This window comes from Micromonospora sp. NPDC049580 (genome assembly GCF_040675595.1).
Classification (GTDB): domain Bacteria; phylum Actinomycetota; class Actinomycetes; order Mycobacteriales; family Micromonosporaceae; genus Micromonospora.
The window spans coordinates 1-13,519 of the sequence record NZ_JBFAPG010000009.1 but is presented as its reverse complement, the minus strand read 5'-3'; the positions used below and the strand labels follow the sequence as shown (position 1 = coordinate 13,519).

General features: G+C 72.3%; 12 protein-coding genes and 1 riboswitch. Of the genes, 7 read left to right on the top strand and 5 right to left on the bottom strand.

Annotated elements, in window-relative coordinates:
• Positions 1 to 302 precede the first annotated feature (302 nt).
• Entirely contained in the window at positions 303 to 2,642 is a 2,340-nt protein-coding gene (locus AB0J68_RS01750; protein WP_363935447.1) for an AAA family ATPase, read from the top strand.
• Positions 2,643 to 2,713: 71 nt separating this feature from the next.
• On the opposite strand, the gene AB0J68_RS01745 is transcribed toward AB0J68_RS01750, so the two are convergent.
• The gene (locus tag AB0J68_RS01745; RefSeq protein WP_363935445.1) at positions 2,714 to 3,013 is read right to left on the bottom strand and encodes a hypothetical protein; all 300 of its coding nucleotides are present in this window, start codon (positions 3,011 to 3,013) and stop codon (positions 2,714 to 2,716) included.
• Positions 3,014 to 3,108: 95 nt separating this feature from the next.
• On the opposite strand from AB0J68_RS01745, the gene AB0J68_RS01740 reads away from it, so the two are divergent.
• The 5 genes from AB0J68_RS01740 to AB0J68_RS01720 all read left to right on the top strand — a co-directional run bounded on the left by AB0J68_RS01740 (position 3,109) and on the right by AB0J68_RS01720 (position 6,628).
• On the top strand, positions 3,109 to 3,747 hold the full coding sequence (locus AB0J68_RS01740) for a transporter (RefSeq protein WP_363935443.1): 639 nt from the start codon (positions 3,109 to 3,111) through the stop codon (positions 3,745 to 3,747).
• The gene (locus tag AB0J68_RS01735; RefSeq protein ID WP_234584813.1) at positions 3,744 to 4,070 is read left to right on the top strand and encodes a transcriptional regulator; all 327 of its coding nucleotides are present in this window, start codon (positions 3,744 to 3,746) and stop codon (positions 4,068 to 4,070) included. The genes AB0J68_RS01740 and AB0J68_RS01735 overlap by 4 nt, the downstream gene beginning before the upstream one ends.
• Entirely contained in the window at positions 4,067 to 5,023 is a 957-nt protein-coding gene (locus AB0J68_RS01730; RefSeq protein WP_354853839.1) for an ABC transporter ATP-binding protein, read from the top strand. Before AB0J68_RS01735 ends, AB0J68_RS01730 begins: the two co-directional genes overlap by 4 nt.
• Before the next feature lie 11 nt (positions 5,024 to 5,034).
• Positions 5,035 to 5,772, top strand: coding sequence for an ABC transporter permease (locus AB0J68_RS01725; protein WP_355064776.1), 738 nt, complete (start codon positions 5,035 to 5,037; stop codon positions 5,770 to 5,772).
• 94 nt (positions 5,773 to 5,866) lie between these two features.
• Positions 5,867 to 6,628, top strand: coding sequence for a VOC family protein (locus tag AB0J68_RS01720; RefSeq protein WP_354853833.1), 762 nt, complete (start codon positions 5,867 to 5,869; stop codon positions 6,626 to 6,628).
• A gap of 9 nt (positions 6,629 to 6,637) precedes the next feature.
• Here the strand turns inward: AB0J68_RS01720 and AB0J68_RS01715 are convergent, their stop codons facing one another.
• From AB0J68_RS01715 to AB0J68_RS01700, 4 genes are all read right to left on the bottom strand, one after another.
• Positions 6,638 to 7,441, bottom strand: coding sequence for an ABC transporter ATP-binding protein (locus AB0J68_RS01715; RefSeq protein WP_354853939.1), 804 nt, complete (start codon positions 7,439 to 7,441; stop codon positions 6,638 to 6,640).
• Positions 7,442 to 7,464: 23 nt separating this feature from the next.
• On the bottom strand, positions 7,465 to 8,499 hold the full coding sequence (locus AB0J68_RS01710) for an iron ABC transporter permease (RefSeq protein WP_355064805.1): 1,035 nt from the start codon (positions 8,497 to 8,499) through the stop codon (positions 7,465 to 7,467).
• A 229-nt stretch (positions 8,500 to 8,728) separates the two neighbouring features.
• A complete protein-coding gene (locus AB0J68_RS01705) occupies positions 8,729 to 9,658 on the bottom strand; it encodes an ABC transporter substrate-binding protein (RefSeq protein ID WP_354853830.1) in 930 nt (309 codons plus the stop codon).
• 110 nt (positions 9,659 to 9,768) lie between these two features.
• Positions 9,769 to 9,833: riboswitch (cobalamin riboswitch) on the bottom strand.
• Between the two features lie 178 nt (positions 9,834 to 10,011).
• A complete protein-coding gene (locus AB0J68_RS01700) occupies positions 10,012 to 11,889 on the bottom strand; it encodes a M14 family zinc carboxypeptidase (RefSeq protein WP_363935441.1) in 1,878 nt (625 codons plus the stop codon).
• Positions 11,890 to 12,101: 212 nt separating this feature from the next.
• On the opposite strand from AB0J68_RS01700, the gene AB0J68_RS01695 reads away from it, so the two are divergent.
• Positions 12,102 to 13,439, top strand: coding sequence for a C39 family peptidase (locus AB0J68_RS01695; RefSeq protein ID WP_363935439.1), 1,338 nt, complete (start codon positions 12,102 to 12,104; stop codon positions 13,437 to 13,439).
• The last annotated feature ends 80 nt before the right edge of the window (positions 13,440 to 13,519 follow it).

Sequence of the window (13,519 nt, the reverse complement as noted above, 5' to 3'; positions counted from 1 at the left end):
CGACCAAGCCCGGCGGCCGGATCGCCCCGCCCGCGACGTACCGGGCCCCGCAACACCAGAGACGCGGGCGATGATCTCGGGTCGCGGTGCGCGTCCGCCGCTACGTCGTCATGCGCCACGCCAGCCTGAACGGGTGGTCCGGTCGGTAATTCGGTGGAAGGGGTCATCGGAAGGGCGTAGGGTTGCAGCCCGCTTGACGGCCGAGGTGAGCTGCACCGGAACGGACGTCACCGCGCCGGGCGGGCGGCCATCCGCCACCGGACACGCGAGCGCGCAGCAGATGTGAACGATGGGACGTCAGCATGCCCGCACCTGACCTGGACACCCACCCCGACACGGATCTGGTCGCCGAACGCGCCCATCTGGCCACCTCGCGCGCGGCGCTCCGCCGGATGCGGGAGCGGGCCGAAGCCCTCTTCTCGACGGGTGACCAGGTGGCCGGCGACCCGTACGCGGCGGAGATGCTCGGCCGTACGCTGGCCCGCCGCGTGGCCGAACTGGCCGACGACCCCACCACACCGCTGTTCTTCGGCCGCCTCGACTTCGGTGAAACCCCGAGCGGCGAGAAGACGGCCACCGGACTCACGACCAGCGCCACCACGACCAACGCCGGCAGCACCAGCAGCGCAGCCACCACCAGCAGCACGACCATCACCAGCGCCGGCGTAGGAGGCGGAGGCACCGGAGGCGGCAGCGGCAGCAGAGGCGGTGCCGGCAGCAGCGGCAGCGGCGGCACCGGTGCCGGCAGCAGCGGCAGCGGCAGCGGCAGCGGCAGCGGCGGCGGCGGTGCCGGCAGCAGCGGCGGCGGTGACCATGACGGTCGGCGGTATCACGTCGGGCGGCGGCATGTGACCGACGAGCACGGCGAGCCGCTGGTGCTGGACTGGCGGGCGCCGGTCTCCCGGTCGTTCTACCGGGCCAGCGCGCGCGATCCGCAGGGTGTGGCGGTCCGGCGGCGGTTCGGGTTCAGCAACGGGGTCTTGACCAGTTTCGAGGATGAGCGGCTGGACCGGGGCGAGGAACTGGGCACGTCCAGTCGGATTCTCACCTCCGAGATCGAGCGACCGCGCGTCGGGCCGATGCGCGACATCGTCGCCACGATTCAGCCGGAGCAGGACGAGCTGGTTCGGGCCGACCTGGCCGACTCAATCTGCGTGCAGGGGGCGCCGGGCACCGGCAAGACGGCGGTCGGCCTGCATCGGGCCGCGTACCTGCTCTATCTGCACCGCGAGCGGCTGCGGCGGGCGGGTGTGCTGATCGTGGGCCCGAACAGGGCGTTCCTGTCGTACATCGCGGCGGTGCTGCCGGCGCTCGGTGAGGTCGAGGTCGAGCAGGCCACCGTGGAGGAGCTGATCTCACGGGTACCGGTGCGGGCGGTGGAGGCGCCGGCCGTGGCCGCGCTCAAGCACGATGCGCGGATGGCGAGCGTCCTGCGGCGCGCGGTGCAGACACAGATCGGTACGCCGGCCGACTCGATCACCGTGTCGGACGGTTCGTTCCGATGGCGGATCGGGCTGGAGCCGCTGCACCGGATCGTCGAGGAGACCCGTCGCGAGGGGCTGCCGTACGGCACCGGCCGGGAGCGGGTCCGGGCACGCGTGGTGAGTCTGCTGCAACGGCAGGCCGAGGCGCGGCGAGCGGAGTCGCCCGGCGACGCGTGGCTGCGCCGGATGAGCCGGTGCCGGCCGGTGGTGGACTTCCTGGACGCGGTCTGGCCGGCGCTCACCCCGGAAGGGCTGGTGCACGGCCTGCTCTCCGACCCGGCCCGACTCGCCGCCGCGGCGGACGGGTTGCTCAGCGACGCCGAGCAGGCGCTGCTGGTCTGGGCGAAGCCGGCCCGTACGCCGAAGGCCGCCCGCTGGACCGCCGCCGACGCGGTGCTGGTCGACGAGGCTGCCGGGCTGCTGGAGCGCCCCTCCGGATTCGGGCACGTGGTGGTGGACGAGGCTCAGGATCTCTCTCCCATGCAGTGTCGGGCCATCGCCCGCCGCAGTGAGCACGGCTCCGTCACCTTGCTCGGTGACCTCGCGCAGGGCACCGCGCCGTGGGCGGCGACCGACTGGCGGGAGTCCCTGACCCACCTCGGCAAGCCGGACGCCGTGGTGGTTCCGCTGACAATCGGTTTCCGGGTGCCCGCCGCGGTGGTCGCGTTCGCCAACCTGCTGCTGCCGGCGCTGGCGGTGGACGTACCGCCGGCCGAGTCGCTGCGTCACGACGGCGGCCTGGATGTGCGTACCGTGGCCGATCTGACCGCCGCGACGGTGGCCGAGGTACAGGCGGCGCTCTCGCACGACGGTTCGGTCGGTGTGATCGCCGCGGACGACGCGGTCGACGAGCTGCGCGCGGCGCTGGCCGCCGCCGGCGTCGCCACCGCGACCGCCGACGACGTCGCCGCCGCGGAGCGGGTCACCGTGGTGCCCGCGACGCTGGTCAAGGGTCTGGAGTACGACCACGTGGTGGTGGTCGAGCCGGCCGCGATCGTCGCGGCCGAACCACGCGGGCTGCACCGGCTGTACGTGGTGCTCACCCGCGCGGTGTCCCGCCTCTCGGTGCTGCACCGCGAACCGCTGCCCGCGCCACTGCTGTCCGCGCCGCCGCAGACACCGTCGCAGACCGCACCACGGGAGTCGGCACCGCTGTAGGCCGCGCTGTCCCCGGCGGCGATGCCGCAGGCCACGGCCAGCTCGCCGGTGCTCGCGGCAGGTCGAGCGGGTCAGCGGCCGGTGAGTGCGGCGGCGAGCTCGCGCAGTGGCGTGCCAGGCTCGGCGATCGGCACCGTGAACGCCAGCCACGAGCCGTCGGTGAACTCGATCCGGAGCCGCTTCGGGTTGAGCCGGTGCCAACCCACCCGGGCGTCGGCCACCGCGGGCCGGGGCACGGACCAGACGATCCGGGTTTCGGCCGCGGCCCGCAGTTCGTCCGGCTCGACGAGGTCGGTCAGCCGCGCCTGGTAACTGATGCCGGCCCTCCTCTGTGTCCTGTGCCACTGTGTCCGGTGCGACGGATCAGCCACTGACGAGTCCCACCGTAGGCGCCAAGCGCCGCTGTCGGGTACCCGCCAGCGGAGCGGGGCACACGACTTCAGCTTTGCGCCGTAAAGTTGTTTGCGTGGAACAGGACGATGATCGACCCCCCGCCGACGCCGCTACGGCACTCCAACTGATCCGTGACCAGCGGGCGGCCACAGTCTCACGGCTGGAACCCGACGCCCGGCTGCTCTACTGGCCGTGGGGCGTGGCCTGGCTGGTCGGCTTCGGGCTGTTCTTCCTGCGCTACTCCCCGGGTGGCCGGGTGCTGGTCCGGTTGCCCGACTGGCTGCCCCTGACCGCGCTCTTCGTCCTGCTGGTGGCCGCCGGCGCGATCCAGGCCGTGGCCGGCGCGCGGGCGTACGGCCAGGTGACCGGGGACTCGGCCCAGCGCGGCCGCTGGTACGGGTGGGCCTGGGCCCTGGGCTCGGTGAGCGTGTACGCGGCGGTCGGTCGGGTCTCGGACCACCTGCCGCACGATTTGGCGGCGCTGCTCTGGTCCGCGGCCGCCGTGGGGCTGACCGGGGCGTTGCACATGGCCGGCGGCGCGATCTGGCTGGACCGGGACCTGTTCCGGCTCGGCGTCTGGATCAGCGTGATCAACGTGGTCGGCGCGATCGCCGGGCCGGGTTGGCACGCGCTTGTCGTCTCGGTGGCCGGCGGGGTCGGGATCCTGATCGCCGGAGCCATCGCCCGACTGCGACAGCGACGGCGGTCATGACCGACCTCGACCCGGTCATCCACGCCCAGGCGCGGCTGCGGGTCGTCGCCGCGCTCTCCGCGCTCGGCGACGGGGACCGGATCACGTTTCCACGACTCCAGGAACTGCTCGCGATGACCGCCGGCAACCTCTCCGTCCACCTGCGCAAGCTGGAGGACGCCGGGTACGTCGAGATCAGCAAGACCCATCGTGGACGTACCCCGGCCACCCTGATCCGGCTCAGCCGGCGGGGCCGGCTGGCGTTCGAGGAGTACACCGAAGCCATCCGCACCCTGCTCGATCCCTCCCAGCTCGGCCCCACCCCGTCGAAGGAGCAGTCATGACCCTCGCCCGCGCCGACCAGGCCAGCCGCCGGTACGGCGACGTCCTCGCCCTCGACCGCGTCGACCTGGAGGTCCGGGCCGGCGAGCTCGTCGGCCTGCTCGGTCCCAACGGCGCCGGCAAGAGCACCCTGATGAACCTCCTGGTCGGTCTGCGTCGACCCAGTTCGGGCCGGGTCGAGTTGTTCGGCCGCGACCCCCGCGACCCGGCGTCCCGACGGCAGATCGGCGTCACGCCGCAGGAGACCGGCCTGCCGGGCACGCTGCGCGTCGGCGAGGTCGTCGACTTCGTCTCCGCGCACTACCCCGACCCGGTGCCCCGGGATGAGCTGCTCGACCGCTTCGGCCTGGGCGACCTCGCCCGGCGGCAGACCGGCGGGCTCTCCGGCGGCCAGCGTCGCCGGCTGGCCGTGGCGCTGGCGTTCGTCGGCCGGCCCCGGCTCGTGCTGCTCGACGAACCGACCACCGGTCTGGACGTCGAGGCCCGGCACACCCTGTGGGACGCGATCCGCGCGTTCCACACCGACGGCGGAACCGTCCTGCTGAGCAGCCACTACCTGGAGGAGGTGGAGGCGCTCGCCCACCGCGTGGTGGTGATCGGGCAGGGTCGGGTGCTCGCCGACGACACCGTCGAGGCCGTCCGCGGCATCGTCGGCGTACGCCGGGTCAGTCTGGTCGCCGACGAGCTGCCCGAACTGCCCGGCGTCGTACGCGCCGAACGGATCGACGGACGCCTGCACCTGCTCACCACCGACGCCGACGAACTGGTCCGGGCGCTGGTCGGCTCCCGAGCGGCGTTCACCGACCTGGAGGTGCGGCCCACCTCGCTGGAGGAGGCGTTCCTCGCCATCACCAGCGGGACGGGCAGCCAGGAGCAGGCCCACGTCGCCGCGCAGTCCACCCCCGACGACCCCGCCACCACCGCCGCTGCCGGCGGCCGACCCACCACCGTCTGAGGAGGCGCACCGTGCAGCTCGCCCTGGTCCACGCCCGCTACCAACTTCTGGAGATCATCCGGATCCCGGTGGCCGTCTTCGGCAGCGCCTTCTTCCCCGCCGCCGCCATGATCTTCTTCGTGGTGCCGTTCACCGGTGACGACGCGGTCGGCGCCACCTTCGCCACCGCGTCGATGGTCACCTTCTCGGTGATGAGCGCCAACATCTTCCAGTACGGCGTCGGTGTCGCCGAGGACCGCGACCAGCCGTGGAACCCGTACACCCGGACCCTGCCGGCCGGACCCGCGCCCCGCTTCGCGGGCCGGGTGCTGGCCGGCCTCGCGCTGACGTACCTCTCGCTGATCCCGGTCGTGGTGATCGGCGCGACGCTGACCCCGGCCCGGGTCACCCCGCTGGCGTTCCTGCTGACCGCCGTCACGGTGGCCGTCATCTCGGTGCCGTTCACGCTGATGGGGCTCGCCATCGGCTACTCGCTGCCCAGCAAGGCGGCGATCGTGGTGGCGCAGGTCGTCTTCCTGCCGCTCGCGTTCGGCGGCGGGCTGCTCTCCGCCCCGGGAGACGCGCCCGGGTTCATCGAGACGATCGCGCCGTTCCTGCCCACCCGGGGCGCGGCCGAGCTGATGTGGTCGGCGGTCGGCGACTACCCGGTCGAGCCGCTGGCGCTGATCATGCTCGGTGTCTGGGTCGTGCTGCTCGCCTCCCTCGCTGCCTGGGCGTACCGACGGGACGAGGGTCGCCGGTTCAGCTGACGATTCGCACGTTTTTGCCCCGTGCCACAGCGGGACGGTGCCAGGATTCCGGCAGGGGGGCCGCCCGTGGCCGCCGGCCGAGAGGGGTCTTGACGTGAGCACCGTCCCGCCGGGTACGCCGTGCTGGGCCGACCTGGCCACCCCGGACCTGACCGACGCGCGGCGCTTCTACCCCGAACTGTTCGGCTGGACCGGACGGGTGACACCGGAACCCGAGGCGGGCGGTTACACAGTCTTCCTGCTCGACGGCCGGCCGGTGGCCGGTGCCGGCCCGCCGGCCATCCCCGACCAGGTGCCGATCTGGTCGACGTACGTCGCCACCGACGACGCGGAACTGGTCGCCGGCCGGGTCGAACGGGCCGGCGGGCAGGTCGTGGTGCCGCCGTTCGAGGTCTTCGACCGGGGCCGGATGGCGGTGTTCGCCGACCCGGCGGGCGCCACGTTCAGCGTCTGGCAGCCGCTGACGATGCCCGGTGCCGAGGTGTTCAACGTGCCCGGCGCGATGAGCTGGAACGAACTGGTCACCCCCGACCCGGAGGGCGCGAAGGTCTTCTACGAGCTGGTGTTCGGCTGGCAGCCGGACGAGCAGCAGGTCGGGGCGATGACGTACACGGCATGGCGGCTCGGCGCGCGGATCGTCGCCGGCATGATGCCGCCGCTGGGCGAGGGCTACCCGGCCGACCTCCCGGCGTACTGGACGGTGTACTTCGCGGTGACCGACGCGGACGCCGCCGCCGCCCGCGCCGCCGAACTGGGCGGAACGATCCTCGTGCCACCCCGCGACATCCCGACCGGCCGGTTCGCCTCCCTCCGCGACCCCCAGGGAGCACTCTTCTCGGTCATCGACCTCGGGTGACGGCGAGGGTCAGGCCGGGCGGGGGCGGATGGGGACCACCAGAGGGCCGTTGGTGCCGGGGACCACCCGGACGCTGGCCCGGTAGTGGATGGCGAGGAGGTGTTCGGTAAGCACCTCGTGCGGCGTCCCGGTCGCCACCACCTGGCCGTCGGCCAGCATCACCATCCGGTCCGCGTACTCCCCGGCCAGCGAGAGATCGTGCATGGTGGCGAGCACCGTCAGGCCGTGCGCGCGACGCAACTGGTCGACCAGCTCCAGAACCTCCTGCTGGTGACCGATGTCCAGCGCGCTGGTCGGCTCGTCGAGCAGCAGCAGCGTCGCGCCCTGGGCGAGCGCGCGGGCGAGGAAGACACGTTGTCGTTCGCCCCCGGAGAGGGTCGCCAGCTCGCGGCGGTGAAAGCCGGTGAGGTCCAGGCGGTCCAGCACCTCGTGCACGGCGGCGACGTCCGCGGTCGACTCCCGACCCAGCGGCGGGATGTAGGGGGTGCGGCCGAGCAGCACGTAGTCCAGCACCGACATGCCGGGCGGCACCACCGGGGACTGCGTCACCGTCGCCACCACCCGGGCGCGGTCGCGGCGGCGCAGTGCGGTGCTCGGCGTACCGAACAGGGTGATGGCCTCCGGCGCGGGCAGCAGGCCGCCGACGGCGCGCAGCAGGGTGGATTTGCCGGCGCCGTTCGGGCCGATCACGGTGACCCACTCGCCGGCCGCGACGGTGAGGTCGACGCCGGTGAGGATCGGCGTGCCGCCCAGACTGACGTGCAACCCCCGCACCTCGACGGCCGGCGCTTCGACCTGCCGGGGAGCGGACACGCCCGCCGGTCCGGGCTCGGGGCTCACGTGAGCACCCGTCGGGCGGTCCGCAGCACGAGGACGAAGAACGGGCCGCCGAGCAGTGCGGTGACCACGCCGATGGGCACCTCGGCCGGGGCGGCGGCGGTCCGGGCCACCACGTCGGTCAGGGCCAGGAAAGCGCCCCCGAACAGCAGTGACAGCGGCAGGATCACCCGGTAGCTCGACCCGGCGAGCAGCCGGACGGTGTGCGGCACGATGATGCCGACGAAGCCGATGAGCCCCGTCGCGGAGACCGCCGCGGCGGTGCCCAGCGACGCGGCGGCGATCAGCAGGTAGCGGGTGCGCTGCGGGTGCAGGCCGAGGCTCCTCGCCTCGTCGTCGCCGACCGCAAGGACGTCCAGCTCGCGGCGGTGCAGCAGCACCACCACGGTGGTCAGGGCGGCGTACGGCAGCACCAGCAGCACGTCGTGCCAACCTGCGGTGGCCAGCCGGCCGAGCAGCCAGGAGTAGACCGGCTGGATGCTGTCGGAGTGCCGCTGGAGCAGGTACGTCTGCCCGGCGGAGAGGAACGCGGAGACCGCGACCCCGGCCAGGATCAGCATCGCCGGAGACCTGCTCCGCCCGCCGGCCGCGCCGAGCAGGTAGGTCATCGTCACGGCGAGTAGCGAGCCGGCGAACGCGGCCAGTGGGATGGTCAACGGCAGCCCGGAGATCGCGCCCTGCCGACCGACGCCGCCGAGGGCGATCACCGCGGTGACCGCGAGGCCCGCGCCGGCGGCCACGCCGAGCAGGTACGGGTCGGCCAGCGGATTGCGGAACACACCCTGGTAGCAGCCGCCGGCCAGGGCGAGCAGACCGCCGACGAGGAGGCCCAGCACGACCCGGGGCAGCCGCAGTTCGGTGACGATGGCGATTTCCCGCTCGGTCAGCCCGCTGTCGAGGTGCACCCCGGGGATCAGGTTGAGCAACTCGGCGGCGACGCTGCCCGGCGGCAGGCTGACCGGCCCGAGCGACACCCCGGCGAGGAGCGCGACGAGCACCGCGAGGACGCCGGCGACCAACCAGCGTTTGCGCACCTCGGCGGGCCGCACCCCGGCGGAGGGCAACCCCGCGCGCCGGGCGCCGGACGGCAGCCCGCCGGCCGATGGCAGCCCAGCGACGGACGGCAGCCCCCCGGGCTGGCCAGAAGACGGCAGCCCAGCGACGGACGGCAGCCCGCCGGGCCGGGACGTGGAGGGCGTCCCGGCCGGCGGGGTGGTGGGTGGCGGGGCGGCCATCGGCGTCCCGGTCACCGACGGGTCGTCATCACGCGGGCACCTTGGCGACCGCGTCGATGATCACCCGGAGCAGGTCCACGATCCGCGGGCCCCAGCGGGAGGCGATGTCGTCGTCAAGCGTGACCACCTGGTTGTTCTTCACCGCGGTGAGGCCGGCCCAGCCGCTGCGGGCCTTGACCGAGTCGCCGTTCTGCTGGCAGCACTTGGAGTCGGCCAGGAAGACGAAGTCCGGGTCGGCCTTGACGATGAACTCCTGGGAGAGCTGCGGGTAGCCGCCGCTCTTGCCGTCGGCGTCAGCCGCATCGGCGATGTTGACGAGGCCGACCTGGCTGTAGAGCGAGCCGATGAAGGTCTTGCTGGTCGCGCTGTACAGCTCGGGGCCCAGCTCGTGGTAGTAGGTGAGCTTCTCGGCACGCTGCGGCAGGTCCTTGACCAGCTTGGCGATGTCGTCCTTCATCCCGGTGGCGACGTCGGCGGCCTGGTCGGCGTGCCCGGTCAGGGTGCCCAGCTCGGTGATCTGCCGGTACGAGTCGTCTAGCGTGGTGGCGGCCGGGGTCAGGTACACCGGGATCTTCAGCTTGCCGAGCTGGTCGACGATCTTGTTGATGTCGTTGGAGAGCACCACCAGGTCGGGGTTCTTGCCGGCGATCGCCTCGGCGTTGGGCTGGAAGCCGGACAGGTCGGTCTTGGGCGCGTCGGCCGGGTAGTTGGACTGGTCGTCGACCGCGCTCACCTGCGGACCCGCGCCGATCGCGAAGAGCATCTCGGTGGCGCTGGCCGAGAGCGACACGATCTTCTCGGGACGCTTGTCGAGGGTGAGCGCGCCGACCGTCACCGGGTAGTTGGCGGCGGCGGTGCCCGCGCTCGGCTTGTCGTCGGTCTTCTCGGCGCAGGCGCCGAGGGCGAGCGCGGCGACCGCGAGGGTCGCGGCGAAGAGCCGAGGGGTACGTCTGAACATGGGGGCCTCCTGTCGGTCGAGGAGTGTGGTGCTTCGCCGACAGGACTCGTTACGCCCGCCCACGAGGCGCCCTTCCTCGAGAGCGCGTGTCGCGACCCATCCGCAGGCGACCTGGCTCGTCCCCGCCGTCGGGCGGGGCATCACAGTTGCGGGACAGCGCCGGTTTCGCACCGGCTTCGCTGCGGAGTGGTCGATAAGACGGTAGCGCACCGCCGGGACGTGCCGGATCGATCAAGTGTTGATCAACACTCGTCGATCGGGATCGTGGTCACGGGGGCGGCATATGTCCCGGATCGGGAGTCTCGGGAGCGGGTGGTGGGGCCCCGCCGGGGGCGGAGCGGGGCCCCACCCGATCAGGAGGACATGATGGTGACGTTGTCCACAGCCGCCTCCACCAGGCTGGCTCCGGAGGCGTCCGCCGCCTCGACGAGGATGCGGACCGACTGGCCGGCGTACGGGGTGAGGTTGAGGTTCGCCACCGCCCAGGTCCCGTTGCGGTTGGCGGCCGCGCCGGCCTCGGTGAGCAGGGCCGTGGTGCCGCCGTTGTGCACCACGCTCACCCGCAGGTAGTCGGCCGACGAGGCGTTCGAGCCGTGCGCCAGGTACCAGGCCAACGAGAGGGTCAGCGTGCCGGACGACGGCAGGGTCACCGCCGGGGACCGGGCGCTGGTCACGCCGCCGTCGACGTCGTAGTCACCCGCCGCCGAGCCGGCGAGCTGGCCGGTGACCAGGTCGTTGGATCCGGCGTACGGGGTGAGCTGCTTGGCGCCGGAGGACGTGGTGGCCTGGGCGGCACCCCGTTCCCAGACCCCGAGGGTGGCGGTGTCGGTGCCGGCCGGGTTGGTGGTCCAGCCGGTGGCGGTCTCGAAGGTGTCCGACCAGACCGTGGTGCCGCCGCCACCGCCGCAGTACTGCGACTGCTTGCCGATGGCTCGGTACGGGCAGTCGGCGTACTCGCTGAGCAGCAGCACCGCCTCCCGGTTGCGCGTGGTCTGCGCGGTGATCACCTCGTCGGGCGGGTAGAAGCCGCCGCCGCCGGACGAGCCGGGGTACATCTCGAAGGTGTACGCCCAGATGTTGTGGGTGGCCCACATCCAGTCGAGGCTGTCGCCGTCGGTGATGTAGAGGTCGCTGGACTGCTCCGGGGTGTAGTTGTTGGTGGCCGCCATCTGCTGGCCGATGGTGGCGAACGTGTTGTACTGGTCGGCGCTCATCCCGGTGGCGGTGTTCGCGGTCGTGTAGCCGTACGGCCAGAGCACCAGCTCCGAGTAGGTGTGAAAGTCGATGTTGGCCTTGATCTGCTGGGTGCCGCCGACGACACGACTGTTGACGAAGTTGCGCAGCGCCTGCGTCTCGGGGGCGGAGAACGCGGACGGGCCGCGGTAGGTCTCCGACGACGTCGACCCGGAGGAGCCGCCGCAGCAGCCCCAGTTGTAGCCCCAGTTGCGGTTGAGGTCGGTGCCGACGTTGGACGAGCCGCTGTTGGGCTGGCGGTTCTTGCGCCAGGACCGGTACGACCCGGTGGCGATGTCGTACTCGCTGCCGTCCGGGTTGACCGTCGGCACGATCCAGATCTCCCGGCTGTTGACGATGTTGGTGATCCGGGAGTCGCTGCCGTAGCTGTCGGTGAAGAGGTTGAGCAGGTAGATCGCCATCTCGACGGTCAGGTGCTCGCGGGCGTGCTGTTGGGAGTTGAACAGGATCTCCGGCTCGTTCTCGTCGGTGCCGACGTTGTCGGAGATCTTCACGGCCATCAGGTCGCGACCCTCGTACGACGTACCAATGCTGATCTTGCGGGCGATGGCCGGGTGGTCGGCGACGGTCTGGTTCACGACGGCGGTCAGTTCCGCGTAGTCGTGGTAGTTGGAGTCGGCGGGCGGGAAGGCCAGCGTGCCCACCTCGCCGGCGCCGCGTTCGGCGTTCGGTGGCGGGGCGAGCGGCTCCAGCCGGAAGCCGAGCCTGCCGATGGCGGCGGCCTCGCCGGCGGTGGCCGAGACGTGCAGGACGCCGTGTTCGGAGTAGTCGATGGCGGCCCCGGTGCGGGCCACCGCGTTGCGGTCGGCGAGGGTCCGGGGCCCGAGCACCCGGTAGCCGGCGGCGGCCGGCTCGGCGGTGCGGTCCGGTGCCGGTTGGGCGGCGACCGGTCCGGCGGCGACGGTGACGATTCCCAGCCCGGTGACGACGGCGAGCACCAGGAGACGACGGAGAGGGTGGGGTCTGCCCAGGGTCATGGACTACCTCCTCGGAGGGCGGGATGTCCCGCTCGGTGAAGCACACTTCACCATCAGTCACATGGTCATATCAATATCGATCGCTGCCTTGTGCATCCCAGGTTGACCATCGCTGCGGCAAAGATTTTCTGCCGTCGAACATCTGGCGAAACTTCCCTCCAAGCGGAACACTGACCAGCGACGATGCCCCCACTCGACACCGCGGAGCACCCATGGCCTCCTCCCGCCTGCACGCGGCCGCCCTCGCCGGCGTCAGCGCGCTCACCCTGCTCGCCACCGCAGCCCCCGCGACGGCGGCCCGGCCGCCGGCCCCCACCCACGACGAGCAGATCACCTTCCAGGACTGGTCCGGCCCCGCCGACTGGCACCGGGGCAGCCGGGACGGCACCCGCGTCGTGCCCGGCGCGCGAGCGGGCGTCACCCTGGCCCGCCCGGCCGGCACCATCGAGTACGCCGACCTGCACACCGGCACCACCCGCACCTGGGAGTACGGCACCTGGACCTCGCCGGTGACCCAGGTCGGCTTCGACGCGACCGAGCTGATCGCCTCCTGGAACGCGGAGACCCCCGCCGGCACCTGGATCCAGGTGGAGATGCAGGGCAGCTACACCAGCGGCGACCAGACCCCGTGGTACGTCATGGGCCGCTGGGCCTCCGGCGACACCGACATCAAGCGGACCAGCGTCAACAAGCAGGGCGACCCCTGGTCGACGATCTGGACGGACACCTTCAGCATCGACGACGCCGACGCCGGAGTGCTGCTGCGGTCGTACCAGCTGCGGCTGACCCTCTACCGGGCCCCGGGGCAGACCGCCGCGCCGGTGGTGCGGATGCTCGGCGCGATGAGCTCCACCGTGCCGGACCGGTTCACCGTGCCGCCGAGCGCCGGGCACATCGCCTGGGGTGTCGAGCTGCCGGTGCCGCGCTACTCGCAGAACGTGCACGCCGGGCACTACCCGGAGTACGACGGCGGCGGCGAGGCGTGGTGCTCGCCCACCTCCACGGAGATGGTCGTCGAGTACTGGGGGCGCAAGCCGTCGGAGGCCGACACCTCCTGGGTGGACCCGACCTATCCCGACCCGACGGTCAACCACGCCGCCCGGATGACCTACGACTACGCGTACGACGGCGCCGGCAACTGGCCGTTCAACACCGCGTACGCGGCCAGCTTCCCCGGACTGGAGGGGCGGGTGACCCGGCTGCACTCGCTGGACGAGCTGGAGCGCTTCGTCGCCGCCGGCATCCCCGTGGTGACCAGCCAGTCCTTCCTCGCCAGCGAGCTGGACGGGGCGAACTACGGCACCTCCGGGCACCTGTTCGTGGTGGTCGGCTTCACCGCTGACGGCGACGTCATCGTCAACGACCCCGCGTCGTCCAGCAACGACGTCGTGCGCAACGTCTACAAGCGGGCGCAGTTCGAGCAGATCTGGCTGCGGACCAAGCGCACCAACGCCAGCGGCGGAGTCTCCGGCGGCTCGGGCGGCATCGCGTACCTCATCAAGCCCACCTCGAAGCCCTGGCCCAAGGTCCCCGGCTCCACCAACTGGTAGGCCCAGCGCCGGTTGCGCCCAACGCCGGTTGCGCCGAACGCCGATGATCAAGAGGTTTGCGTCACCAGGACGGCTACCGG